This is a genomic window from Novosphingobium sp. fls2-241-R2A-195, assembly GCF_030209485.1.
Taxonomy (GTDB): Bacteria; Pseudomonadota; Alphaproteobacteria; order Sphingomonadales; family Sphingomonadaceae; genus Novosphingobium; species Novosphingobium resinovorum.
This window is the reverse complement of record NZ_JARVRY010000016.1, coordinates 115,635-139,157: the sequence shown is the minus strand read 5'-3', so window position 1 is coordinate 139,157 and position 23,523 is coordinate 115,635. Positions and strand designations below refer to the sequence as shown.

The window sequence follows — 23,523 nt, the reverse complement described above, 5'->3', positions numbered from 1 at the left end:
TTGCCGAACCGGTACATCCGGCCCCTCCTGAGAATGCCTATCGCATTGCAACAGCGAAAGTTCCCTCGTTCACACAGGCTCGTAGTGAATAGCGTCGGAACGCCGGCAAGCAACGCCGCAACGGAAATCGTCCCCGGATCGGATGCCCTGTCCCCCCTGGCCATGCCGCGTGCGGCGTGGTTCAGGGTAGTGAAGCGGGTCTACGTGATGATTGGCTTCCATGAACTGGGCCTTCTTTCGGCAGGCCTCGCGTTCTACACGTTTCTTGCCCTGACCCCGCTGATCGCGGCAACCGTGATGGTTTACGGACTTGTTGCCGACGTCGGCATGGTGCGTGAGCAAATGGACAGCATCGTCGACGTGGTGCCGCCGGAGGTCGCCCGCCTTCTGGAAGAGCAGTTGCTGCGGATCATCTCCACCAACTCCGGAGTGACCGGCCTCGCGCTCGTCATCGCGTTGTTCTTCGCGATCTATGGAGGCATGCGCGCGGCAGGCGGAATGGTCAGCGCGCTCAACATCATCAACGAAGAGCGCGAGACGCGCAGCGTCGTCGCCCGAACCTTGCGCACCGGTGGACTTACGCTCGCGGCGATTCTGCTGGCGTTGACCGGCGTGCTATCCGGCGGCGTCTTCGCGTGGCTGCAGACGGAGACAAGCGTATACCTCGGGAGCGCCACCCAACTGACCTTCAAGATCCTGACCTGGGTAGCCGCGATCTCGCTTGGCAGCGCCGGCTTCGCCTTGATCATGCGCTACGGCCCCGACCGCCGCCCTGCCAAGTGGCGCTGGCTCGCACCCGGCTCACTGCTGGCGACGCTGCTCTGGCTGGCAGTCTCGTTCGGCTTCTCGCTCTACGTAGCCTACATCAGCGACTACAACGCGACGTACGGCTCGCTTTCGGCCATCGTCGTGTTCCTGATGTGGCTGTTCCTTTCCGCATATGGCGTACTTCTCGGTGCCCTGCTCAACGCGGAGATCGAGCGCCAGACCTTTTGCGACACTACCGTCGGCCCCCCGCGTCCTGCCGGGGAAAGGGGAGCAGTCCTTGCCGATCTGATCGACGACGGCGTGCCTTCAGCAAGGCAACTCGAACGGCGAAAGCACCATCGCGCCGAGGCCGAGCGGCGACGCGCGGACGGTGCTAGCCCGGAAGCGTGAGGGGCGCAGGGATCGGCGCTTCCCCGCGCCCCGCTGCACGAACTGAACGCAGCGCAAATCCTGAGTAGAACGCGATAAGCGCCTTCAGCGAATAATTTGCCATCGCATCCAGCGGCGAGCCGTCCTCATGCCGATACCAGTCGGCACCGGAATTGAGCATGCGCATGATGGTAGACACGGTCAGATAGCTGTCGATTCCGCCATGGAACTGTCCCGAGGACACGCCCTCGTCCAGAACGAAGCGCCAGGCTTCGAACGCTTCCTTGCGGGCTTTCATGAGGTAGAGAAAATCCGGGCTGCGACGGAAGAATTTTCGCTCGCTGAAAATGATGGCATAAGCCTCGAGGCGATCCGCCAGAGCCGCAAGTTCCTCTGCAATGAGGGTGACGAAGCGCACTTCAGCGTCGATATCGAGCGCCGCGATGCGCAGTGCCCGTCCCCTCTGGTCGAGAACCGCATCGCGAACTATAGAATCGAGCATTTCCTCCTTCGTGGCGAAATGATGATAGAGGCTGCCCGACAGGATGTTCACGTCGTCGGCAATCTGCCGCACGGTGGTCGCCTCGAAGCCGAACTCGGCAAAGCGGCGAGCGGCCGCTGCAAGGATTTCCTCGCGCCGGTCCGGATGGCTTGGCCTTCGCCCTCTCACCGCTTTCGATGCCACTCTTGCCGCCTTTGCCGTTTGTTCTCGTAAGACGCCTAGCAAGACGTGCGGCCGATGGCGAGGCAGGGGCTGCCATCGTGTGCGCGATGACCCGCCGGGGCGGTTGAACCCACCCGCCGACAGCGCATAGCTACGGGCAAAGGAAACGGCAGGTCCGGCCCCGGCCAGCACCACGCCCGTGAGAGGAAGGAACGACCAATGAGTGATGTTCTGGGCTACAAGGGCAAGCGCGTAATCGTCAGCGGCTGCTTCTCCGGCATGGGCGAGGCCGCCGCGAAGCTGCTGGTATCGCTCGGCGCCGAGGTCCACGGCTTCGACTTCAAGGAAAGCGCCGTGCCGATGGCCTCGTTCACGCAGATCGATCTGCGCGATCCGGCCAGCCTCGAGGCCGCCGTCAGCGGCGTAGGAGGCAAGATCGACGCGCTGTTCAACTGCGCAGGGCTCCCGGGCGGCGGTGGTTTTCCGTCCATGGACACGATGAAGGTCAATTTCCTCGGCACCCGTCACCTGACCGAGCAGGTCGTACCGCTGATGGGGAACAAGGGCGCGATCGTCTCGATCGCCTCGACGGGCGGCCTCGGCTGGAGCCGCCGTATCCCGGTCCACATGCAACTGCTGGCGACGCAGGGCTTCCAGGCCGGTCTCGACTGGTGCGAGGCGAACATGGACCAGGTCGGCGAGGGCTATGCGTTCTCGAAGGAAGCCGTCATCGTCTGGACGCAGTTCATGGGTGCCCGCCTGATCAAGCAGGGCATCCGCATCAACTGCTCGCTCCCCTCGCCCACGCAGACGCCGATGATGGCGACCTTCCACGCCGTCTCGGGCAAGGAAGTCGTCGATGCCGCCGCCGAGCCGCTCGGCCGCTACACCACGCCGGAAGAACAGGCGGGGCCGCTGGTCCTGATCAACTCCGACCTCGCAGGCGTGGTCAATGGCGTCGTGCTGCCGGTGGACGGCGGCTTTATGGGCGGTCTCGCCACAGGTCAGGTCGACATCACCAAGATGATGGCCAGGAAGCAGGACGCATAATTCGTCGTCGTCCCGGACTTGATCCGGGACCGCTGCCGGTCTTTAGGTTGAGCTTTCAACGCGACAGGACGGAAGAAGACAGGCGATGAGCGATGCGGTGCTGTACGAAATCGACGAGGAGGGCATCGTCCTCCTCATGCTCAACCGCCCCGAGCTGCGCAACCCGATCTCCGACGCCGAGGTCATCGAGGCCCTGCTCGCCGCCCTCGCCCGGCTCGAGACGGACCCGCGGGCCCGTGTCGCCATCCTGACCGGCGCGGGCAAGGGCTTCTCCTCCGGCGGCAACATCAACGAGATGAAGCCCGGCGGCACCCTCAACGCCGGGTCTCCCGCCGCCACGCGTCTTTCCTACAAGCGCGGCATCCAGCGGCTCCCGCTCGCCTTCGCGGCGCTGGAAGTGCCGATCATAGCCGCCGTCAACGGTGCTGCCATGGGCGCGGGCTGCGACCTCACCTGCATGTGCGACTTGCGCATCGCCGGCGAGAGCGCGAAGTTCGCGGAGAGCTTCGTCAAGCTTGGCCTCATTGCTGGCGACGGCGGCTCATGGTTGTTGCCGCGTGTGATCGGCTGGTCGAAAGCCGCCGAGATGGCGCTCACCGGCGATCCGATCGACGCCGCCGAGGCGCTGGCCTGCGGCCTTGTCAGCCGCGTGGTGCCCGATGCCGAACTTCTCGACGCCGCCCGCGCCCTCGCCCGCCGCATCGCTGCCAATCCACCGCACGCGGTACGGATGACCAAGCGACTGCTGTGGGAAGGCCGCCGTGCGGACCTTGCCACGCTGCTGGAGATGGCCTCGGCCATGCAGGCCGCCGCCCACGCCACGGCCGACCACGAGGAAGCCGTCGCCGCTTTTCTCGCAAAGCGGCCACCGCAATTCAAAGGCTCTTGATCCGAATGTGAGGCGCGCCTATTTCGATCACACTGAAATGTGAGATTGAACACCACAATGGCTACCGATGTGATCGACAAGGTCCGCAAGCTCGTAACCGAGGGCGGAATGAGCAAGTCCAGCCTGGCGCGCGCCGCCGGCCTCCACGCCAATACGCTGCGCGATTGCACCGAGGATGACTGGAACCCCACTGCCGAAACCCTTGGCAAGCTGGAGCGCGTCCTTTTCTCGAACGACGAGCGCGAAGTGCTCGTACCGATCGAGGAAATCATCGACGAGGCCCGCAACGGCCGTATGTTCATCCTCGTCGACGATGAGGACCGCGAGAACGAGGGCGACCTCATCATCCCCGCGCAGATGGCGACTCCGGCCGCGATCAACTTCATGGCGACGCATGGACGCGGCCTGATCTGCCTCGCGATCACCAGCCAGCGCGTCGACGAACTCGGCCTCAACCTGATGAGCAGCCATAACGGCACGCGTCATGAGACCGCCTTCACCATCTCGATCGAGGCGCGCGAAGGCGTTACCACCGGTATCTCGGCAGGCGACCGTGCGCGCACCATCTCGGTTGCCATCGACGGCACCAAGACGCGCGACGACATCGTCACGCCCGGCCACGTCTTCCCGCTGCGCGCCCGCGACGGCGGCGTGCTCGTTCGCACCGGGCACACCGAGGCGGCGGTCGATATCTCGCGCCTCGCCGGGCTCAACCCTTCCGGCGTGATCTGCGAGATCATGAAGGAGGACGGCACCATGGCCCGCATGGACGACCTCATCGGCTTCGCACGCCTGCACGACCTGAAGATCGGCACGATCCGCGACCTCATCGCCTATCGCCGCAAGCACGACCGCATGATCGAGAAGCGTAACGAGATCAGCTTCCACTCGCGCCATGGCGGCGACTGGGTGGCCCGCTCGTACTTCAACCGCGCGACCGGCGATGAGACCGTGGCGCTGGTGAAGGGCCGGATCGATCCGTCGAAGCCGACCCTTGTGCGCATGCACACCCTGTCCTTCTTCGCGGACATCTTCGGCGAGGACACCGGCGATCGCGGCGACCTCCTGCATCGCTCGATGGAAATGATCGGCGAGGAGGGTTCGGGCGTGATCGTGGTCATCAACCGTCCGATGAACAAGTTGATGTCGCGCGTGATGGACATCAAGCAGGAGTTCCGCAATGGCGGCACCCCGGACCTCGAGGAATTGAGGGACTACGGCGTGGGCGCGCAGATCCTGGCGGAACTGGGCATTCACGACATGGTCCTGCTGACCAACACGCACCACTCGCTGGTTGCGCTCGAAGGGTACGGACTCAACATCGTCGGCGAGCGGCCCATCATCGCCCCGACCAGCGAAGGATCGAACTGACATGGCCCGTTTCCTCATCATCGAGGCGCGTTTTTACGACCATCTCAACGACATGCTGATCACGGGCGCCAAGGCCGCGCTCAAGGCAGCAGGCCATCAAGCCGAAGTCATCACGGTGCCGGGCGCGCTGGAAATTCCCGCCGCCATCTCGCTGGCCGATGCCACCGGGGACTATGACGGTTACGTCGCTATCGGCGTCGTCATCCGCGGCGAGACCTATCACTTCGAGATCGTCGCCGGCGAATCGGCCCGCGGTATCATGGCGCTGACCATGGACGGCATCGCCATCGGCAACGGCATTTTGACTGTCGAGAACGAAGAACAGGCCCTCGTCCGCGCCGATGCAGCACAGAAGGACAAGGGCGGCGAGGCAGCCAAGGCAGCTATCGCCCTTTACGACCTCAAGGGCCGCTTCGGCGCCTGAAAACCAATCGTCACGCGATGCCTGCGACGGAGAATCCGAGGGCATCGCGTGACCGAATTGAGTAAGTAATTACACTTAAGTCCTTTCAAAATCATTCATATCAGCGCAATTCTCCTGCGGTTAATCGCCAATTTTATAATGTTCACTTACAGGACATCATCGAATTCGCGGTTTTCAATTATCGTCCGTCGTGTAGTTCGTGAGCAGGTCGCTCCGATTTTGCTCGAAAACGGATGTATAACCTGAAACAACTGACGCCGGGCAAACCGGCGGGTCGCAAACCATGGCTCGTGGTATCGGGTCCGGGAGAACGCACTGGTTCCTCCCGCTGGAGAACGCTTGGGTGAACAAGGACGCAATCGCGAAGTCGCTGGCCGCCGATCTGGAGATGCACCTCGGCCAACTGGAAGAGATCGGTGCAATGGTCGCTGCCGCCCACCTCGAAGCTGCCATCGAATCCTTATGCCGGGAATTCGGCATTCCGCGTAAAGCGTCCGATACGGATTAAGCTGCGCGAGACGTTTCCTCGGAAGTTTGCCTATGATTTGTCCGTGGCGGATCAAGCAACACAGCGGCGAATGCAGGTCATAACCTGCTGAGCGTTGCTGCTTTTCTCGCAACGATGGGCACAATTGCCGCGATGACTTTCGCGAAGGAAGTCGTGCGGCCCGCATCAGGCGATCCTATTCGATGGAGAACACGGACCAGTTGATGCGCAATCGGGCGAAAGCGATCCGGCTGATCGGAATCGCCAATGAACTTCTGGCAATGGCGCGGGAACTGGAGATCGGAGAGAGTCCCTCGGCGATACTGGAAAGCCTCGCCATCACCGGGGAAGCCCGTGAACCCAAGGGCACGGCGAGTCAGGATCACCCGATCTGGGTGGAACTCGCCCGCCAGACTTACGACGACCGGCGGCGGCGCACCAAGATTTTCCGCTCGGAAGAACTGTTCGGCGAACCCGCCTGGGATATACTGCTCGATCTGTTCATCGCTGCCAAGGAGCGCCGCCGCGTCTCGGTGACGAGCGCATGCATCGGCTCCGCCGTCCCTTCGACGACGGCGCTGCGCTGGATCGCGATTCTCGAAAAGCAGGGGCACCTCGTACGGGAGGCCGACCCTGGGGACGCGCGCCGGGTCTACGTCAAACTGAGCGCGCGGGGCTATGCCGCGATGCTCGAATACTTCGCCTCCGCATCCCGCTCCGTCGTGTTGATCGACGATACCGCAAGGGACAGCGTCGCCGCACGCTGAGGCGATCGGCCTCCAGCCACCTCTTCGCCCCATGGGGGGATTGGCCGGTCGTCGTGCGGAGGAAGCGGGTGACCGGCGCCATTTCCCCGGCACCGGTCACCCGCGACATTTCAGGTTCAGGCGCTCAGGCGACCGAACGCACCAAGGCCCGCATAACGCGCGGCCTTGCCCAGCTCTTCCTCAATGCGGATGAGCTGGTTGTACTTGGCAAGCCGGTCCGAACGGGCCAGCGAACCGGTCTTGATCTGGCCGCAGTTGGTGGCGACGGCGAGGTCGGCGATGGTCGCGTCCTCGGTCTCGCCCGAACGGTGCGACATGACGGCGGTGTAGCCGTTGCGGTTGGCGATCGAGACGGCTTCGAGCGTCTCGGTCAGGGTGCCGATCTGGTTGACCTTGACCAGCAGCGAGTTCGCCAGGCCCTTTTCGATGCCCATGGTCAGGCGCGCCGGGTTGGTGACGAACAGGTCATCGCCGACCAGCTGCACCTTGTGGCCGATCTTGTCGGTCAGCGCCTTCCAGCCCTCGAAGTCGTCCTCGCTCATGCCGTCCTCGATCGAGATGATCGGATAGGCTTCGGTAAGGTCGGCAAGGTAGTCCGCGAAGGCCACCGGCGACAGGCTCAGGCCCTCGCCGCTGATCTCGTACTTGCCGTTCTTGAAGAACTCGGTCGAGGCGCAGTCGAGCGCGAGCTTGATGTCGGTGCCCGGCTTGAAGCCTGCCTTCTCGATCGAGGCCATGATGAAGTCCAGCGCATCGCGGGTGCTGGCAAGGTTCGGCGCGAAGCCGCCCTCGTCGCCCACGGCGGTGGCGAGGCCCTTCTCGTGCAGGCCCTTCTTGAGCGTATGGAAGATTTCCGCACCCCAGCGCGCGGCTTCCGCCAGCGACGAGGCGCCGACCGGCATGACCATGAATTCCTGGAAGTCGATCGGGTTGTCGGCATGCTCGCCGCCATTGATGATGTTCATCATCGGCACTGGCAGGACATGCGCCGAAACGCCGCCGACGTAGGAGTAGAGCGGCAGGCCGCGCGCATTGGCGGCGGCCTTCGCGGCGGCCATGCTGACGCCGAGGATGGCGTTGGCACCGAGGCGCGCTTTGTTCGGCGTGCCGTCGAGTTCGATCATGGCGAGGTCGAGGTCGCGCTGGTCTTCGGCGTCGAGCCCGACGAGCGCCTCGGCGATCTCGCCGTTGACCGAATCCACGGCCTTGAGCACGCCCTTGCCGAGATAGCGGCTCTTGTCGCCGTCACGCAGTTCCACCGCTTCGTGCGCGCCGGTCGATGCGCCCGAGGGCACTGCCGCGCGGCCGAAGCTGCCGTCTTCCAGCAGGACGTCCACCTCCACGGTGGGGTTGCCGCGGCTGTCCAGGATTTCCCGTCCGTGAATGTCGATGATCGCGGTCATGTCTGCGGTTCTCCTCAAGCGGGCGCATTACGCGCCATCCGTCCGGAGGCGGTCTTAGCAGGGGAACTTCGCGTGACAAGTTGCGTTGCAGCAAGGAACGACAAGTTGTGTTACTCTGTCCGCACATGGCTTATGATGCCAATTCGCGCCAAGGATAGACAAGGAAGGATAATCGCATGGTCGAACCCACCATCTCCGCCGGAAACGGCACCGAAAGCGCCAAGAATCACTTCTCCAAGGCGGTCGAGGAAGCCAAGGCCGGTGCACAGGCTTTCGCCGGTGAAGTGTCGAGCGAATGCAAGACCCGCAGCGGTGAAGCCAAGGACAAGGCCAGCGCCTTCGCGGCCGATGCCAAGGTAAAGGCCGCCGGCTATGCCGAGGAAGGCAAAGCCAAGGCCAGTCAGGCGATCGTCGGCGTCTCCAAGCTGATCGACGACAATGCCGCCCTGATCGACGAGAAGGTCGGCGTGAAGTACGGCGATTACGCCCGCAGCGCATCGAAGTCGCTGGCCGACGCCGGAGCCAAGCTGGACGAGAAGTCGATCGAAGACATTGGCGAGGATGCCAAGACGTTCGTGCGCAACAGCCCGTGGCAGGCGCTCGGCATCGCGGCCGCGACCGGCTTCGTGCTTTCCCGCCTGCTCAGGGGCAAGTGAAGGCGCTTCGGCGCCTGAGCTGACTTCCTGAGAGAATGCAGGACACCACACCCGCCCTCGCCCCTGCGGCCGAGGATTACGAGAATCTGTCGCTGGCGCAGGATCTGCGCCAGTTGGCGGATGAAGCGAAGGTTTTTGCGCAGGCTGAACTCGCGTTTCAAAAGTCGCGCGCTGCATATGTCGGGTCGGAAACGCGCACTATCGTCATGCTGCTCGTGGTGGCAGCGGTGCTGGTTTTCTTCGCTGTCATGGCCTTCGTGGTCGGTACGGTGATTGCCCTGGGTCCGCTGCTCGGATTGTGGGGCGCGATGGCGGTTGTCACGCTGGTATTGCTTGCGCTTGCCGCATTCGGGGCCTGGAGTGCGCGCGCACGGCTGCGCCGGATGCTGCGTATCGCGGGCGGTTCTCAGGACGATTAATCTATTACGGGGGCTCGAATGGGCAAGCAGGCAGCGCAGGTTCTGGTGGACCGGGCCGCGCGCGACGCCGCGAAGGCGAAGTTCGACGGACATTACCAGGCTTTCAAGGCCGACATGGACGAGCGCGGGATCAGCGGCCGGATCGCTGACGAGGCGCTCGATCAGGCCAAGCTGATGTTCGACGAGGCCGTTGCCGTTGTCGAGGAGCATCCCGCCGCAATCGGCGGAACCTTGGCCGCGCTCGTGCTTTGGTTTTTGCGTAATCCCATTATCGACCTGGCGCAGCGCCTGTTGGACAGCGTGCGCGACCGGGTCTCTTGACCAAGGAAGGAACGCCAGGTGAGCAAGACCGAGTCGTCCACCCCGATCGATGTCAGCAAGGGTGCGAACGTCGTCGCCCTGCCCGCGAAGATCGCCGAGCCCAAGCCGTCTGACAAAGTCATCGCCTTCGTCAAGAAGCACCCGGTACTGACCGTCGCAGGCGGTGTCGCCGTCGGCGTCGCGGTGAGCGCCCTCCTGCCGCGCCGCGTCAGCAGGCGGATCGTCGCGCGCACGCTGGACCTCGCGGAGGCAGCCGGCACCGCCAGCGTCGTACTCGGCCGCAAGGCGGGCGACAAGGCGCACGACATCGGCATCGATGCGCGCAAGCAGGCCTCGAAGTTCGCGGACAGCGCTGAAAAGGCCAGCGATCTGGCCATTCTCAATCTCGAAAAGTACGGCCTGGCTGCAGTAGGCGCCGCAAGTGCCCTCGGCCGTGCGACTGCCCGCCGAGCCAGCAGGCTTGGCGATGCGGCTGCCGACACCGCCAACCGCCTTGGAGACGCAGCGGCTGTCCGCTCGACCAAGGTGCTGCACATGGCCGAAGACCTCAAGAAGCGTGTCAAATCGTAAACGGCTCGTGAATTTCAGCTAAAGACGCACCTTTTCGCTTACTGCGCGATCAAGGTGCGTCTTGTGCACTTGCTCCTTGACCTCTCCAAAATTATAGGCCGCTTATCTCCCAACCAGCAGGAAAGCGGCACTCTCCCATGCAGAAGCTTCACCTTGTAATGGGCGGCCGGGTCAAAGATCCGCGCAGCCTCGAATTCACCGACCTCAAGGCTCTCGACCTCGTCGGTGTCTATCCCGATTTCGCCGAGGCCCAGAATGCCTGGAAATCGGCAGCGCAGCGCACCGTCGATGATGCCGAGATGAAGTACGTGATCGTGCATCTTCATCGCCTGCTCGAGCCGGAACTGCCGGCAGCCTGAGCAGCGGAAACGAAAAAGGCCGGCGGAAACGCCGGCCTTTTTCTTTATCCTGAAGCGAAGAGGATCAGATGAATTCGATCTTCTGCACCAGGTAGAACTTGTCACCCGACGGGACGGTCACTTCGATCTCTTCCTCGACCTTGCGGCCGATCAGCGCCTTGCCGAGCGGCGAGTTGTAGCTGATGCGGCCGACCTTCGCGTCCGCTTCGTAAGGGCCGACGATCTGGTACTTCACCGGCTTCTCATCATCGTCGAGAAGGGTGATGGTGGCGCCGAAGATGATCTTGTCGCCCGACAACGTCGCGGGATCGATGATCTGCGCGCGCGTGATCTTGTCCTCGAGGTCGGCGATGGTCGCCTCGACCTGGCCTTGGCGCTCCTTGGCGGCGTGGTACTCGGCGTTTTCCGAAAGATCGCCGTGGGCACGCGCTTCCTCGATGGCGTCGACGATGAGCGGACGCTCATCGCGCAGCGCCTTGAGGTCCGCGGTCATCCGCTCGTAACCTTCCGCGAGCATCGGCAGCTTTTCGACACTTGCCATTCTAATTCATTTCCTCCTGCGGCCTTCCCCCAAAGGTCTTGCGACTAGTTTCCTGTCCCCGCCCTAGGCGGGCGGGGCCGATCTGCTGCGATGTGGGGGGAGGCGAGATCGATTTCAGCTATAGTAGTCCTGCAACGATCGCACTTCAAGTTTGCTCCCGCGAATTGTCGCGATCGCCTCCGCCGCAGCTACACTGGCCGCCGCCGTGGTGAAGATCGAAACCTTGCCGGTCAGCGCCGAGGCGCGGATCGACTGGGAGTCCACCAGGCTCTGCCAGCCTTCGGTGGTGTTGAAGATCAGCGCGATCTCGCCATCGACGATCTTGTCGACGATGTGCGGACGGCCCTCGGCCACCTTGTTGACGAGATCGACCTGCAGGCCCGCTTCGGCCAGATACTTCTGCGTGCCGCTGGTGGCGACGACGCGGAAGCCCTGCTCGATCAGCGTCTTCACCGCAGGCAGGATCACCGGCTTGTCGCTGTCCTTGACCGAGACGAACACGGTGCCTTCGACCGGCAGCTTCATACCGGCGCCAAGCTGGGCCTTGCCGAAGGCGCGGGCGAAATCGCTATCGATTCCCATGACTTCGCCGGTGGACTTCATCTCGGGGCTGAGCACCGGATCGACGCCCGGGAAGCGGTTGAACGGGAACACGGCTTCCTTGACCGCCATGTACGGCAGGTCGCGCTTAAACGGCGGGAAGGTGTCCAGCTTCTCGCCCGCCATGACGCGCGCGGCGATCTTGGCGACCGGCTGCCCCAGCGCCTTGGCGACGAACGGCACCGTGCGCGAGGCGCGCGGGTTGACCTCGATGAGGTAGACCTCTCCGTCCTTCACCGCGAACTGGATGTTCATCAGGCCCTTGACGTTGAGGCCGAACGCCAGCTTCTCGGCCTGACGCTCCATCTCGGCGATGATCTCGGGCGGCAGGCTGTAGGGCGGCAGAGTGCAGGCGCTGTCGCCCGAGTGGATGCCCGCTTCCTCGATGTGCTGCATCACGCCCGCCACGACGACGCGCTCGCCGTCGCACAGGGCATCGACGTCGCACTCGATGGCGTCGCGCAGATACTGGTCGATCAGCACCGGGCTGTCGCCCGAGACCTGCACGGCGGTGGTGATGTAGTCGTCGAGCTGCTGTTCGCTGTCGACGATCTCCATCGCGCGGCCGCCCAGCACGTAGCTGGGGCGCATCAGCACCGGGTAGCCGATGCGGTTGGCGACGTTCACCGCCTCATCACGGCTGCGGGCAATGCCGTTGGCGGGCTGCTTGAGGCCCAGCTTGTCCACCAGCGCCGAGAACCGCTCGCGGTCTTCGGCAAGGTCGATCGCGTCGGGCGAGGTGCCGAGGATCGGAATGCCCTCGTCTTCCAGCGCCTGCGCCAGCTTGAGCGGAGTCTGGCCGCCGAACTGCACCAGCACGCCGACGAGTTCGCCGCTCTGCTGTTCCACGCGCAGGATTTCGAGCACGTCTTCGGCGGTCAGCGGCTCGAAGTAGAGGCGGTCCGAGGTGTCGTAGTCGGTCGAGACCGTCTCGGGGTTGCAGTTGACCATGATGGTCTCATAGCCCGCTTCCGAAAGCGCGAAGCAGGCGTGGACGCAGCAGTAGTCGAACTCGATGCCCTGCCCGATCCGGTTCGGACCGCCGCCGAGGATCACGATCTTCTTGCGGTCGGACGGCATCGCCTCGTCCTCGGGCTCACCAAAGATCGGGGCTTCGTACGTCGAGTACATGTAGGGCGTCACCGCCTCGAACTCGGCGGCGCAGCTGTCGATGCGCTTGAACACGGGAACGACGCCCAGCTTGCGGCGAAGCTGGCGCACTTCCTTCTCGCTGGTGGCACCCGCCATGGCGCGCAGCGCGTCATGCAGCAGGCCCGAGCGCTTGGCCTGGGTCTCGCCCAGACCGCCCGCGACGCCGACCGAACGCACCGCCAGCGTGGCAAGGCGCTTGTCGGAGAAGCCCATGGCCTTGAGCTTGCGCATGCCCGCCGCATCGTTGGGCAGACCTTCGGCGAGGATCTTGGTTTCCTCGGCGATGATCTCCTCGATGTGGCGCAGGAACCACTTGTCGTAGTGGGCGATCGCGTGGATCTCGTCCACGGTGAAGCCTTCGCGGAAAGCCTGCGCGGCGTGCAGCAGACGCTCCGGCGTGGCGCGCGAAAGAGCGGCGGTGATGACGTCACGGCCAGCGCCTTCCAGCGCAGGCACGCGGTTGAAGCCGTCAAGGCCGGTTTCGAGGCCGCGCAGGGCCTTCTGCATCGATTCCTTGATGTTGCGGCCGATCGCCATGACTTCGCCGACCGACTTCATCGCGGTGGTGAGGTCGTTCTTGGCGCCCTTGAACTTCTCGAAGGCGAAGCGCGGGATCTTGGTGACGACGTAGTCGATGGTCGGCTCGAACGCGGCCGGCGTCGCGCCGGTGATCTCGTTCATGATCTCGTCGAGCGTATAGCCGACCGCCAGCTTGGCGGCGACGCGCGCGATCGGGAAGCCGGTGGCCTTCGAGGCCAGCGCCGAGGAACGCGACACGCGCGGGTTCATCTCGATGACGATCAGGCGACCGTCCTTGGGGTTCACCGCGAACTGGACGTTGGAACCGCCGGTCTCGACGCCGATCTCGCGCAGCACCTCGATCGAGGCGTTGCGCATGATCTGGTATTCCTTGTCGGTCAGCGTCAGCGCCGGGGCGACGGTGATCGAGTCGCCCGTGTGGACGCCCATCGGATCGACGTTCTCGATCGAGCAGATGATGATGCAGTTGTCATGGCGGTCGCGCACGACCTCCATCTCGTATTCCTTCCAGCCGAGCAGCGATTCCTCGATCAGCACTTCGGTGGTCGGCGAGGCATCGAGGCCCGAGCGCACGATCGCCTCGAACTCGGCCTTGTTGTAGGCGATGCCGCCGCCGGTGCCGCCCATCGTGAAGCTGGGGCGGATGATCGAGGGCAGGCCGGTGCGCTCAAGCACCGCGAAAGCCTCGTCCAGCGTATGCGCCACGCCCGAACGCGCCGAGTTGAGGCCGATCTTGTCCATCGCGTCGCGGAAGCGCTGGCGATCCTCGGCCTTGTCGATGGCGTCGGCGTCGGCGCCGATCATCTGGACGCCGTACTTCTCCAGAGTGCCGTCGTTGAACAGCGCCAGCGCGCAGTTGAGCGCGGTCTGACCGCCCATCGTCGGGAGCACCGCATCGGGGCGCTCCTTCTCGATGATGCGCGCGACGACCTCGGGGGTGATCGGCTCCACGTAAGTGGCGTCGGCCATGTCCGGGTCGGTCATGATCGTGGCGGGGTTCGAGTTCACCAGGATCACCCGGTAACCGTCCTCCTTCAGCGCCTTGATCGCCTGAGTGCCCGAATAGTCGAACTCGCAGGCCTGACCAATGATGATGGGCCCCGCGCCGATTACGAGGATCGAGGAGATGTCGGTGCGCTTTGGCATGGGCTTTCCTGGGTGTCCTGTGTGTCTTGTAATGCGACCCGGTGGCTTATGCCACCAGATCGCCGAAAGCCTTGTCCCAGTAATCGGGATCGGCTTTCGCGTTCTGGATGATGGGGTTAGCGTCTTGCTCAGCGCGAATGACTTCGCGAAAGCGGTCGGCCTGGAACTGGTGCATCGAGCCGCCGTACTCGCCCTGGTTGGTCGACCAGGCGCCCGTCTCGATCATGCGATCGATGAAGGCCTTGCCGGCTTCCTTGGAGTGCTTGCGCACTTTCGGGCCGAACTTGCGGACGGCGACGGAGACCTTGTCCTCGAAGATGAGCTGCAGCTCGCCGTAAGGATAGAAGCGCGGCGCGACCGAGAGTTCGGACGCCGGCCCGGCGACGTAGTAGGCGATCATGTGGTCGATCAGAGCGGACATTGCGCTAGTCATTTCAGGCACCTTCTTTGTTATGAGGTGCCTGGATGCATAGGCAATCCGCCGTGCCGGGTCGAAAGCTCCCTTGGCCGCACCGGCAATCATCGCCGATGCGTGGGACGGCGCGAACGCCGCCAAGGGAGCCTGACCCGCTGCGACCATCAGCCGAGCATACCCACGAACTTCTCGAACAGGTAGAAGCTGTCCTGCGGGCCGGGGCTCGCCTCGGGATGGTACTGCACGCCGAAAGCGCGCTTGCCCTTGATCGCGATGCCGCAGTTAGTGCCGTCGAACAGCGAGACGTGGGTTTCCTCGACGTTGTCGGGCAGGCAGGTGTTGTCCACCGCGAAGCCGTGGTTCATCGAGGTGATCTCGACCACGCCGTCGGCATGGCGCTTGACCGGATGGTTGGCGCCGCGATGGCCCTGGAACATCTTGCTGGTCTTGGCGCCCGCCGCGATGCCGAGCATCTGGTGGCCGAGGCAGATGCCGAACACCGGCATGTCACGCTCCAGCAGCGATGCGATCACGGGCACGGCATAAGCGCCGGTCGCTGCCGGGTCGCCCGGGCCGTTCGAAAGGAACACGCCTGCGGGTTCGAGCGACAGGATGGTTTCCAGCGAAGTCTCGGCCGGAACCACGGTGACGCGCGCGCCCGCCTTCACGAGGTTGCGGAAGATGTTGTCCTTCGCGCCGTAGTCGATCGCGACGACGTGCGGGCGGATTTCGCCCTCGGCAGCGCCGTAGCCCTCGCCCAGCACCCAGGTCGAGCCTTCCCAGCCCTGCTGGATTTCGCGGCTGACCAGCTTGGCAAGGTCCATGCCTTCGAGGCCCGGCCATTCCTGCGCGCGCTTGATCAGCGCGGGGATGTCGAAGTTACCTTCGGGGTCGTGGGCGATGACGGCGTTGGGCGCACCGGCGGTGCGGATGCGGCGGGTCAGCGCGCGGGTGTCGACGCCCGAGAGACCGACCTTGCCCTTGCTCGCCAGCCACTCGCCGTAGCCGCCTGCGGAACGGAAGTTCGAAGGCAGCGTCACGTCCTCGCGGACGACGCAGCCGACGGCGCCGTCGACCAGCGATTCGAGGTCTTCCTCGTTCACGCCGACATTGCCGATGTGCGGGAAAGTGAAAGTGACGATTTGGCCCGCGTAGGACGGGTCGGTCATGACTTCCTGGTAGCCGGTCATCGCGGTGTTGAAGCAGACTTCACCCACGGACTCTCCGACATGACCGAAACCACGTCCCCAAACGACATGTCCGTCGCTGAGAACCAGAACGCCCGTTGCCCCTTCGGGTTTGGGCGCAAGCGAAGATGCGGCGTCGGCCATGGTGGGTCGCTCCGTTGACGGCGTTTCTAACGTTGTGTGCTAAGACGCGGCCGCTAGAGAGGGTTGTGCACCGCGTCAAGGTGTGGGGGTGCAATTTGGGCGCACACGTGCAAATCGGCGCGCAGGTTGCTAGCTTTGCCACACGCACCACCCCGTTCACTCAGTTCATTTGCAGGAAAACCCATGCTTCGTGATTCGATCAAGGCCGCGCAGATCACCGCCATGAAGGCCGGTGAGAAGCAGCGCCTCGCCACTGTCCGCCTCATCCTTGCAAAGATCAAGGACCGCGACATCGAACTGCGCACCGCCGACACCGTGCCCGACGACGATGCGCTGGTGATCGACGTGCTGCAGAAGATGGTGAAGCAGCGCCGCGAATCGATCACCCTGTTCGAGCAGGGCGGCCGCCCCGAAAAGGCCGCCGAGGAACAGGCCGAGCTGGAAGTGATCGAAACCTTCCTCCCCGCCCAGTTGTCCGAGGAAGAAACCATGGCCGCCATCGAGGCGATCAAGGCCGAAACCGGCGCATCGGGCATGAAGGACATGGGCAAGGTCATGGGCGAACTGAAGGCCCGCCACGGCACGGTGCTCGACATGACCAAGGCGAGCGGCTGGGTGAAGGCGGCGCTGGCCTGATTTGCTGACAGGCGGCAGGTCTCGTGCTCACCCCCCAATGGCTCGACCAACTCCGGTCCCGCACCGCGCTTTCCGCGCTGATCGGCCGCTCCGTGCGGCTGCAGAAGGCGGGGCGCGAGCATCGGGCCTGCTGCCCTTTCCATAACGAGAACTCGCCCAGCTTCTACGTCAACGACGAGAAAGGGTTCTACCACTGCTTCGGCTGCGGCGCCCATGGCGACGCCATCCGCTGGATGACCGATCACCAGGGCCTCGCCTTCATGGACGCGGTCAAGGAACTGGCGGCCGAGGCCGGGATGGACGTCCCCGCGCCCGATCCGCAGATGGCGCGGGCGGCGGAGAAGCGCGACAGCCTGCACGACGTGATGGCCGCCGCGCAGGAGTGGTTCAAGGCCAGCCTGTCCGGCGCAGAAGGCGCGGCGGCGCGCGCCTATCTGGCCACGCGCGGATTCGATGCGCATACCGTGCAGCGCTTCGGCTTCGGCTATGCGCCCGAGGGGCGGCAGGCACTGAAAGAGGCCCTCTCCCGCTTCCCAGAGCCCATGCTGATCGAGGCGGGCCTGCGCATCGCCGTCGAGGAGCGCGATCCCTACGACCGTTTCCGGGGCCGCCTGATGCTCCCCATCGAGGATGCGCGCGGCCGGGTCATCGCCTTCGGCGGGCGGATCCTCACCAAGGGCAAGACCGATGCGCCCAAGTACCTCAACTCGCCCGATACCCCGCTGTTCGACAAGGGCCGCACGCTCTACAATCTGCACCGCGCCGCGCCCGCCGCGCGCCAGTCGGGGCGGATCGTGGTGGTCGAGGGCTACATGGACGTTATCGCGCTGGCCGCCGCCGGTATCGCCGATGCCGTCGCGCCGCTGGGCACTGCGCTGACCGAGCACCAGATCGAGATGCTCTGGCGCCATGTCGAGACGCCCACCCTGTGCTTCGACGGCGACACGGCCGGTCAACGCGCGGCGATGCGCGCGATCACCCGTGCGCTGCCGCTGCTGCGCCCTGCCCACTCCCTGCGAATCGTCCGCCTGCCCGAGGGGCTGGACCCCGACGACCTCATCAAGCAGCGCGGCTCCCGCGCGATGGAGGACATTCTCGGCGAGGCGAAGTCCCTCGTCGAAGTGCTGTGGGAGGCCGAGCGCGACGCCGTGCCGCTCAACACGCCCGAGGACAAGGCCGGTCTCAAGGCACGTCTGATGGCCCACGTCGAGACGATCCAGCACCCCGACATCGCCGGGCTCTACCGCCGCGAACTGCAGGACCGCTATTCCGAATTCGCCTTCCCGCGCCGGGAGAATCGCTGGCAACAGGGTGGAGGGCAAGGTGGTGGCGGAAACTTCCAGCCTCGCCAGAACCAGCGCGGAAGCGGCAAATGGAACGGCAAGCCGAGCCCTGCCCCCTCCTCGCCCGAATCGATCGAGCGCCTGAACACCCGATTCGCAGGCGCAGGCACCCGCGATGCGCTCTCCGCCGCGATCATCGCCGGGCTCATTCGCTGGCCCGCGCAACTTGCGCGCCACGCGGAAGCGCTTGCCCGGACTCCCGGTCTCGATCCGCGCTTCGAAACACTGGTGGACTGCTGCGGCGCCGCAGACGCGCTTGAAACCGAGGTTCTCGCCACCATATTGCGAGACAACGGCTTGGTGCAACCCAAGGCCGCCGAGTACGCAGGGCTTAGATTCGGCTTCCTGATTCCCGAAACGAGCGAGGAGCAGGCGGCAGCCGAACTGGCCCAGGCGATCGACCTCCTCGTCGAGCGACCAGTACTCGAAGCGGCACTGGCAAAAGCAACGGCGCGGTTCGAATCAGAGCTTTCCGACTCGGCATTCGCCGAACAGCAGCGACTGCTGAAGAGAAAGCTGGAATTCGATAGCCGTCTCAGGCAAATGGCAACCAGACATGCGTCGTGATTGTATAATTATACGAGGTTTACGGACCCCAGGTTTACGCACTCACGACGGCACGGGATAACGGCGAACTGATGAGCAAGAACGACACCAACGGCGCGGACAACGAGGGCCAGGACGCGCCGCTGATCGACCTCAACGAGGGTTCGATCAAGAAGCTGATCGCGCGTGCCAAGCGTCGCGGCGTCATCACTTACGATGAATTGAACGAGGCGCTGCCTCAGGACATGTCCTCGGACCAGATCGAGGACATCACCTCGGCTCTGAACGAGATGGGCGTCAACATCGTCGACAACGACGAGGATGCCGAAAGCCAGGAAAACGACGACCGCGATTCGGAAGACGATAACGACGACAGCGAAGGCGATGAAGTCTCGCCGCGCGTCAACGTCGATCCCGCGAAGAAGAAGGAAACGGTCGAGCGCACCGACGACCCGGTGCGCATGTACCTGCGCGAGATGGGCGCGGTCGAACTGCTCAGCCGCGAGGGCGAAATCGCCATCGCCAAGCGCATCGAAGCCGGCCGCGACATGATGATCCTGGGCCTGTGCGAGAGCCCGATCACCTTCCACGCCATCATCCAGTGGTCCGAAGCGCTCAACAACGGCGAGATGCAGCTGCGCGAGATCCTCGATCTCGACGCGATGCTTTCGAAGGAGCCCGCGCCCGAAGCCCTGAGCGAGGACGGCGAGAACGAGGACGACGGCGAAATCAGCGAAAAGACCGCCGGCCCCTCGTTCAAGGACGACGATTCCGACGACGAGGACAACTCCGAGGAACTCGACGAGGACGGCAACCCGATTCCCAAGCGTCAGGCCGAGGAAGAGGAAGAAGACAACACCCTCTCGCTCGCGCAGATGGAAGCGGCCCTCAAGCCGGAAGCGCTTGAGAAGTTCCTGCTGATCACCGAACTGTTCCAGACTTTCGAGCGCCTGCAGCGCGATCGTCTGGAGGCGCTGGCGCTGGGCATCGATTTCCCGGCCGCCAAGGAAGACCAGTACCAGCAGCTTCGTGAAGACCTCACGGCGCAGGTGGAATCGGTCAAGTTCCACGCGACCAAGATCGAATATCTGGTCGATAACCTCTACGCCTTCAACCGTCGCCTGACGACGCTGGGCGGGCAAATGCTGCGTCTGGCTGAGCGTCACAAGGTGAAGCGCACCGACTTCCTCGAATCCTACGTCGGCCGCGAGCTGGACGATACGTGGATCACGGACGTCGCCAAGAAGGACAAGAAGTGGGCTGCCTTCGCCGAGAACGAAGCCGACCCCGTCGAGCGTATCCGTCTGGAAGTCTCGGACATCGCCGCCGCCACCGGCATGGCGCTTCCCGAGTTCCGGCGCATCGTTAACATGGTCCAGAAGGCGGAGCGCGAAGCACGCATCGCCAAGAAGGAAATGGTCGAGGCGAACCTGCGCCTGGTGATCTCGATCGCCAAGAAGTACACCAACCGCGGCCTGCAGTTCCTGGATCTTATCCAGGAAGGCAACATCGGTCTGATGAAGGCGGTCGACAAGTTCGAGTACCGCCGCGGCTACAAGTTCTCGACGTACGCGACCTGGTGGATCAGGCAGGCGATCACGCGCTCGATCGCGGATCAGGCCCGCACGATCCGTATCCCGGTCCACATGATCGAGACGATCAACAAGCTGGTGCGCACCAGCCGTCAGTTCCTCCACGAGCAGGGCCGCGAGCCTACGCCCGAGGAAATGGCCGAGCGTCTGTCGATGCCGCTCGAGAAGGTGCGCAAGGTGATGAAGATCGCCAAGGAGCCGATCAGCCTCGAAACGCCGATCGGCGACGAGGAGGATTCGCACCTCGGAGACTTCATCGAGGACAAGAACGCGATCATTCCGGTGGACGCCGCGATCCAGGCGAACCTCAAGGAGACGGTCACCCGGGTCCTTGCCTCGCTCACTCCGCGTGAGGAGCGCGTGCTGCGCATGCGCTTCGGTATCGGCATGAACACCGATCACACGCTGGAGGAAGTCGGCCAGCAGTTCTCGGTGACGCGCGAACGTATCCGCCAGATCGAGGCCAAGGCGCTACGCAAGCTCAAGCACCCGAGCCGGTCGCGCAAGATGCGCTCGTTCCTGGACCAGTAAGAGAAAGCCCCGCCTCGGCGGGGCTTTTTTATTACCTCGTCACTTTTATTACCTCGTCATTGCGAGCGGAGTGAAGCAATCCAGAGCCGCGCAATCCGCCCTGGATTGCTTCACTCCGCTCGCAATGACGATGAGGGTTTGTCCCCGGCAGCAAACACCTTACCGCCGGCATTCCCCCGAGGCGATCACACGGAAGCCTTCCGCCTTGGCCATGCAGGCATTGCTGAAAGTCTGGCGGTGGCGCCGCTTTTCCGCGCAGACAGGCATGTATTCGCGCGTGCAGATCGCAGGCTTTTCCGGGCGAGGACGATGCGGCCGATCCGGCCCCGGCATCGTTTCCAGACACCCTGCGAGAACCAGCACCCCTGCGAGGCTCAATGCGCGCATGACGGTCAGCTTCATGGCAATCCCCTTGTTCCGGCCTTATCGATCCGGCCTTTTCAGCCCAGTGTATCGAGAGCCGGAACTTGCGCCCTCGAACTTGCCCTTGCAAGCATCAAGCGGTTGAAACATCCAAATGCGCTGCGAAATTGCCCGCATGGCGCCATGGGCGATCTGAACGCGGTGCCCACAAGACTCGCAATATGGCAAAGCCGCGACTAAGGGAGCCGCAAACGAATCCCTCGCAGGCAGGAAGCACCTCTCCCATGCGTATCGCGATCGCATCCGACCACGCCGCCGTCGACCTCAAGGCGACTTTGCGCGAATACCTCATCGAGGCCGGCCACGAAGTCGCCGACCTCGGCCCCGAAACCGCCGACCGGGTGGATTACCCCGATTACGGATACAAGCTGGCCTCGGTCGTCGCCGACGGCACCGTGCAGTTCGGCGTCGCGCTTTGCGGCTCGGGCATCGGCATTTCGATCGCCGTCAACCGCGATCCCGCCTGCCGCTGCGCGCTCGTTTCCGAGCCGCTTTCGGCGGCCCTCGCCCGCGAGCACAACGACGCCAACGTCATCGCCATGGGCGCACGCCTGACCGGCGAGGACATGGCCAAGGCCTGCCTCGACGCTTTCCTCTCCACCGAGTTCGGCGGCGGCCGCCATGCAGGCCGCGTCGAAAAGCTCTCCAATCCGTCGTTCTGAAGGAGCCTGAACCCATGACCGTAGAAACCGCCATCCGTTCGCCCGGCTTCTTCACCGACACCGTCGCGCAGAGCGATCCCGCCGTCGCCGCCGCGATCGGCCATGAGCTGAAGCGCGAGCGCAAGCAGATCGAGCTGATCGCGTCCGAGAACATCGTCTCCAAGGCGGTACTCGAAGCGCAGGGCTCGGTGCTGACCAACAAGTACGCCGAGGGCTACCCCGGCAAGCGCTACTACCAGGGCTGCGAGCCTTCGGACGAAGTCGAGACCCTCGCCATCGAGCGCGCCAAGCAGTTGTTCGACTGCGGCTTCGCCAACGTCCAGCCCCACTCGGGCGCGCAGGCCAACGGTGCGGTCCTGCTCGCCACCGTCAAGCCCGGCGACACCGTCATGGGCATGAGCCTCGACGCGGGTGGCCACCTCACCCACGGCGCCAAGGCCGCACTGTCGGGCAAGTGGTTCAACGCCGTGCAGTACGGCGTGACCAAGGACACCCACCTGATCGACTATGACCAGGTCGAGGCGCTGGCCCGCGAGCACAACCCCAAGCTGATCATCGCGGGCGGCTCGGCCTATCCGCGTATCATCGACTTCAAGCGCATGCGCGAGATTGCCGATGCCGTTGGCGCCATCTTCCAGGTCGACATGGCGCACTTCGCAGGGCTGGTCGCGGCCGGCCTGCACCCCTCGCCGTTCCCGCATGCGCACATCGCCACCACCACCACGCACAAGACGCTGCGCGGTCCGCGCGGCGGCATGATCCTGACCAACGACGAGGCGCTGGCCAAGAAGATCAACTCGGCGGTGTTCCCCGGTCTGCAGGGCGGCCCGCTGATGCACGTCGTCGCCGCCAAGGCGGTCGCCTTCGGTGAAGCGCTGCGCCCCGAGTTCAAGGACTACGCCGCGCGCGTGATCGAGAACGCGCAGGTTCTGGCCGCCACCCTCAAGGAGCGCGGCGCCGCGATCGTCTCGGGCGGCACCGACACGCACCTCGCGCTGATCGACCTCTCGCCGCTGGGCGTCACCGGCAAGGACGCCGACGAGGCGCTGGAGCGTGCAGGCATCACCTGCAACAAGAACGGCATCCCGTTCGACCCGCTGCCGCCGATGAAGACCAGCGGCATCCGCGTCGGTTCGCCCGCCGGCACCACCCGCGGTTTCGGCCCCGAGGAATTCCGCGAGATCGGCAACATGGTCGCCGACGTTCTCGACGGTCTTGCCAAGTGCGGCGAAGCAGGTGACGCTCAGGTGGAGCAGAACGTTCGCACGCGCGTTGAAGCGCTGTGTGATCGTTTCCCCATCTACGAGGACTAAGTCTATGACCGACCCGCAGCGCCCCCAGAACTCCGGCCATTTCGTCAACGATGCCCGTGAGGAACTCGCCGGAATGCTCAAGGATGGCATGGCCCATCCCTCGACCAAGCCGGTTCTGATCTGGGGTGCTGCGGGCGCGGTTGCTGGCGCGTTCCTGCCTTTCGTCTCCATCGGCCTCGGGCTGGCGGCGGGCGCAGGCTACAAGTTCTACAAGCGCGTCCGTCCTGAATGAAAG

25 protein-coding genes are annotated in these 23,523 nt (G+C 64.2%); 18 read left to right on the top strand and 7 right to left on the bottom strand.

The window, feature by feature from the left end:
* Positions 1-207 precede the first annotated feature (207 nt).
* On the top strand, positions 208-1,158 hold the full coding sequence (locus QRN25_RS13475) for a YihY/virulence factor BrkB family protein (protein ID WP_285019861.1): 951 nt from the start codon (positions 208-210) through the stop codon (positions 1,156-1,158).
* Here the strand turns inward: QRN25_RS13475 and QRN25_RS13470 are convergent.
* Positions 1,142-1,807: a TetR/AcrR family transcriptional regulator gene (locus QRN25_RS13470; RefSeq protein WP_285019869.1), complete on the bottom strand. Its 666-nt coding sequence runs from the start codon at positions 1,805-1,807 to the stop codon at positions 1,142-1,144. The genes QRN25_RS13475 and QRN25_RS13470 overlap by 17 nt on opposite strands.
* Before the next feature lie 213 nt (positions 1,808-2,020).
* Between QRN25_RS13470 and QRN25_RS13465 the strand changes: the two genes are divergently transcribed.
* From QRN25_RS13465 to QRN25_RS13440, 6 genes are all read left to right on the top strand, one after another.
* Positions 2,021-2,851, top strand: coding sequence for a coniferyl-alcohol dehydrogenase (locus QRN25_RS13465; RefSeq protein ID WP_271183286.1), 831 nt, complete (start codon positions 2,021-2,023; stop codon positions 2,849-2,851).
* Between the two features lie 85 nt (positions 2,852-2,936).
* Positions 2,937-3,740, top strand: coding sequence for a crotonase/enoyl-CoA hydratase family protein (locus QRN25_RS13460; protein ID WP_285019860.1), 804 nt, complete (start codon positions 2,937-2,939; stop codon positions 3,738-3,740).
* Positions 3,741-3,797: 57 nt separating this feature from the next.
* Complete coding sequence (gene ribB / locus QRN25_RS13455) at positions 3,798-5,111, top strand: 3,4-dihydroxy-2-butanone-4-phosphate synthase (RefSeq protein ID WP_271183284.1); 1,314 nt, start codon at positions 3,798-3,800, stop codon at positions 5,109-5,111.
* A 1-nt stretch (position 5,112) separates the two neighbouring features.
* A complete protein-coding gene (ribH, locus tag QRN25_RS13450) occupies positions 5,113-5,535 on the top strand; it encodes a 6,7-dimethyl-8-ribityllumazine synthase (protein WP_285019859.1) in 423 nt (140 codons plus the stop codon).
* Between the two features lie 343 nt (positions 5,536-5,878).
* Complete coding sequence (locus QRN25_RS13445) at positions 5,879-6,043, top strand: hypothetical protein (RefSeq protein WP_271183282.1); 165 nt, start codon at positions 5,879-5,881, stop codon at positions 6,041-6,043.
* Between the two features lie 182 nt (positions 6,044-6,225).
* Entirely contained in the window at positions 6,226-6,789 is a 564-nt protein-coding gene (locus QRN25_RS13440; RefSeq protein WP_008828699.1) for a helix-turn-helix domain-containing protein, read from the top strand.
* 116 nt (positions 6,790-6,905) lie between these two features.
* Here QRN25_RS13440 and eno read toward each other — a convergent pair whose 3' ends face one another.
* On the bottom strand, positions 6,906-8,192 hold the full coding sequence (gene eno, locus QRN25_RS13435) for a phosphopyruvate hydratase (RefSeq protein ID WP_285019858.1): 1,287 nt from the start codon (positions 8,190-8,192) through the stop codon (positions 6,906-6,908).
* 176 nt (positions 8,193-8,368) lie between these two features.
* Between eno and QRN25_RS13430 the strand changes: the two genes are divergently transcribed.
* From QRN25_RS13430 to QRN25_RS13410, 5 genes are all read left to right on the top strand, one after another.
* Positions 8,369-8,848 (top strand): DUF883 C-terminal domain-containing protein, encoded by a 480-nt coding sequence (locus tag QRN25_RS13430; protein ID WP_285019857.1) that lies wholly within the window; start codon positions 8,369-8,371, stop codon positions 8,846-8,848.
* A 35-nt stretch (positions 8,849-8,883) separates the two neighbouring features.
* On the top strand, positions 8,884-9,267 hold the full coding sequence (locus QRN25_RS13425; RefSeq protein WP_285019856.1) for a phage holin family protein: 384 nt from the start codon (positions 8,884-8,886) through the stop codon (positions 9,265-9,267).
* 18 nt (positions 9,268-9,285) lie between these two features.
* Positions 9,286-9,588, top strand: coding sequence for a hypothetical protein (locus QRN25_RS13420; protein WP_285019855.1), 303 nt, complete (start codon positions 9,286-9,288; stop codon positions 9,586-9,588).
* 18 nt (positions 9,589-9,606) lie between these two features.
* Positions 9,607-10,158 carry a hypothetical protein gene (locus QRN25_RS13415; protein ID WP_285019854.1) on the top strand — a complete coding sequence of 184 codons (552 nt, stop codon included), beginning with the start codon at positions 9,607-9,609 and terminating at the stop codon, positions 10,156-10,158.
* A gap of 137 nt (positions 10,159-10,295) precedes the next feature.
* The gene (locus tag QRN25_RS13410) at positions 10,296-10,517 is read left to right on the top strand and encodes a DUF4170 domain-containing protein (protein ID WP_008828705.1); all 222 of its coding nucleotides are present in this window, start codon (positions 10,296-10,298) and stop codon (positions 10,515-10,517) included.
* Between the two features lie 64 nt (positions 10,518-10,581).
* On the opposite strand, the gene greA is transcribed toward QRN25_RS13410, so the two are convergent.
* From greA to carA, 4 genes are all read right to left on the bottom strand, one after another.
* Positions 10,582-11,058: a transcription elongation factor GreA gene (gene greA / locus QRN25_RS13405; protein WP_008828706.1), complete on the bottom strand. Its 477-nt coding sequence runs from the start codon at positions 11,056-11,058 to the stop codon at positions 10,582-10,584.
* Between the two features lie 114 nt (positions 11,059-11,172).
* Positions 11,173-14,496, bottom strand: a complete 3,324-nt coding sequence (gene carB, locus QRN25_RS13400) for a carbamoyl-phosphate synthase large subunit (RefSeq protein ID WP_285019853.1) — start codon at positions 14,494-14,496, stop codon at positions 11,173-11,175.
* A 46-nt stretch (positions 14,497-14,542) separates the two neighbouring features.
* A complete protein-coding gene (locus QRN25_RS13395) occupies positions 14,543-14,917 on the bottom strand; it encodes a hypothetical protein (RefSeq protein WP_285019852.1) in 375 nt (124 codons plus the stop codon).
* Positions 14,918-15,075: 158 nt separating this feature from the next.
* Positions 15,076-16,242, bottom strand: a complete 1,167-nt coding sequence (gene carA, locus QRN25_RS13390) for a glutamine-hydrolyzing carbamoyl-phosphate synthase small subunit (RefSeq protein ID WP_285019851.1) — start codon at positions 16,240-16,242, stop codon at positions 15,076-15,078.
* Between the two features lie 183 nt (positions 16,243-16,425).
* Between carA and QRN25_RS13385 the strand changes: the two genes are divergently transcribed.
* The 3 genes from QRN25_RS13385 to rpoD all read left to right on the top strand — a co-directional run bounded on the left by QRN25_RS13385 (position 16,426) and on the right by rpoD (position 20,890).
* Positions 16,426-16,878 (top strand): GatB/YqeY domain-containing protein, encoded by a 453-nt coding sequence (locus tag QRN25_RS13385; protein WP_271183273.1) that lies wholly within the window; start codon positions 16,426-16,428, stop codon positions 16,876-16,878.
* 23 nt (positions 16,879-16,901) lie between these two features.
* A complete protein-coding gene (gene dnaG / locus QRN25_RS13380) occupies positions 16,902-18,788 on the top strand; it encodes a DNA primase (protein WP_285019850.1) in 1,887 nt (628 codons plus the stop codon).
* Positions 18,789-18,859: 71 nt separating this feature from the next.
* Complete coding sequence (rpoD, locus tag QRN25_RS13375) at positions 18,860-20,890, top strand: RNA polymerase sigma factor RpoD (RefSeq protein WP_285019849.1); 2,031 nt, start codon at positions 18,860-18,862, stop codon at positions 20,888-20,890.
* Positions 20,891-21,049: 159 nt separating this feature from the next.
* Here rpoD and QRN25_RS13370 read toward each other — a convergent pair whose 3' ends face one another.
* Complete coding sequence (locus QRN25_RS13370; protein ID WP_271183271.1) at positions 21,050-21,292, bottom strand: hypothetical protein; 243 nt, start codon at positions 21,290-21,292, stop codon at positions 21,050-21,052.
* Between the two features lie 245 nt (positions 21,293-21,537).
* Between QRN25_RS13370 and rpiB the strand changes: the two genes are divergently transcribed.
* From rpiB to QRN25_RS13355, 3 genes are read left to right on the top strand one after another with little or no spacing between them, the layout of a single operon-like run.
* Positions 21,538-21,975, top strand: a complete 438-nt coding sequence (rpiB, locus tag QRN25_RS13365) for a ribose 5-phosphate isomerase B (protein WP_285019848.1) — start codon at positions 21,538-21,540, stop codon at positions 21,973-21,975.
* Between the two features lie 14 nt (positions 21,976-21,989).
* Positions 21,990-23,288 carry a serine hydroxymethyltransferase gene (gene glyA, locus QRN25_RS13360; protein WP_285019847.1) on the top strand — a complete coding sequence of 433 codons (1,299 nt, stop codon included), beginning with the start codon at positions 21,990-21,992 and terminating at the stop codon, positions 23,286-23,288.
* A 4-nt stretch (positions 23,289-23,292) separates the two neighbouring features.
* On the top strand, positions 23,293-23,520 hold the full coding sequence (locus tag QRN25_RS13355; protein WP_285019846.1) for a hypothetical protein: 228 nt from the start codon (positions 23,293-23,295) through the stop codon (positions 23,518-23,520).
* The last annotated feature ends 3 nt before the right edge of the window (positions 23,521-23,523 follow it).

Excerpts from the sequence above, each read along its gene's own strand:
- QRN25_RS13475 (WP_285019861.1), top strand. The coding sequence starts at position 208 with ATGATTGGCTTCCATGAACTGGGCCTTCTTTCGGCAGGCCTCGCGTTC.
- QRN25_RS13465 (WP_271183286.1), top strand. The coding sequence starts at position 2,021 with ATGAGTGATGTTCTGGGCTACAAGGGCAAGCGCGTAATCGTCAGCGGC.
- QRN25_RS13460 (WP_285019860.1), top strand. The coding sequence starts at position 2,937 with ATGAGCGATGCGGTGCTGTACGAAATCGACGAGGAGGGCATCGTCCTC.
- ribB (WP_271183284.1), top strand. The coding sequence starts at position 3,798 with ATGGCTACCGATGTGATCGACAAGGTCCGCAAGCTCGTAACCGAGGGC.
- ribH (WP_285019859.1), top strand. The coding sequence starts at position 5,113 with ATGGCCCGTTTCCTCATCATCGAGGCGCGTTTTTACGACCATCTCAAC.
- QRN25_RS13440 (WP_008828699.1), top strand. The coding sequence starts at position 6,226 with ATGGAGAACACGGACCAGTTGATGCGCAATCGGGCGAAAGCGATCCGG.
- eno (WP_285019858.1), bottom strand. The coding sequence starts at position 8,192 with ATGACCGCGATCATCGACATTCACGGACGGGAAATCCTGGACAGCCGC.
- QRN25_RS13430 (WP_285019857.1), top strand. The coding sequence starts at position 8,369 with ATGGTCGAACCCACCATCTCCGCCGGAAACGGCACCGAAAGCGCCAAG.
- QRN25_RS13425 (WP_285019856.1), top strand. The coding sequence starts at position 8,884 with ATGCAGGACACCACACCCGCCCTCGCCCCTGCGGCCGAGGATTACGAG.
- QRN25_RS13420 (WP_285019855.1), top strand. The coding sequence starts at position 9,286 with ATGGGCAAGCAGGCAGCGCAGGTTCTGGTGGACCGGGCCGCGCGCGAC.
- QRN25_RS13410 (WP_008828705.1), top strand. The coding sequence starts at position 10,296 with ATGCAGAAGCTTCACCTTGTAATGGGCGGCCGGGTCAAAGATCCGCGC.
- greA (WP_008828706.1), bottom strand. The coding sequence starts at position 11,058 with ATGGCAAGTGTCGAAAAGCTGCCGATGCTCGCGGAAGGTTACGAGCGG.
- carB (WP_285019853.1), bottom strand. The coding sequence starts at position 14,496 with ATGCCAAAGCGCACCGACATCTCCTCGATCCTCGTAATCGGCGCGGGG.
- QRN25_RS13395 (WP_285019852.1), bottom strand. The coding sequence starts at position 14,917 with ATGTCCGCTCTGATCGACCACATGATCGCCTACTACGTCGCCGGGCCG.
- carA (WP_285019851.1), bottom strand. The coding sequence starts at position 16,242 with ATGGCCGACGCCGCATCTTCGCTTGCGCCCAAACCCGAAGGGGCAACG.
- QRN25_RS13385 (WP_271183273.1), top strand. The coding sequence starts at position 16,426 with ATGCTTCGTGATTCGATCAAGGCCGCGCAGATCACCGCCATGAAGGCC.
- rpoD (WP_285019849.1), top strand. The coding sequence starts at position 18,860 with ATGAGCAAGAACGACACCAACGGCGCGGACAACGAGGGCCAGGACGCG.
- QRN25_RS13370 (WP_271183271.1), bottom strand. The coding sequence starts at position 21,292 with ATGAAGCTGACCGTCATGCGCGCATTGAGCCTCGCAGGGGTGCTGGTT.
- rpiB (WP_285019848.1), top strand. The coding sequence starts at position 21,538 with ATGCGTATCGCGATCGCATCCGACCACGCCGCCGTCGACCTCAAGGCG.
- glyA (WP_285019847.1), top strand. The coding sequence starts at position 21,990 with ATGACCGTAGAAACCGCCATCCGTTCGCCCGGCTTCTTCACCGACACC.
- QRN25_RS13355 (WP_285019846.1), top strand. The coding sequence starts at position 23,293 with ATGACCGACCCGCAGCGCCCCCAGAACTCCGGCCATTTCGTCAACGAT.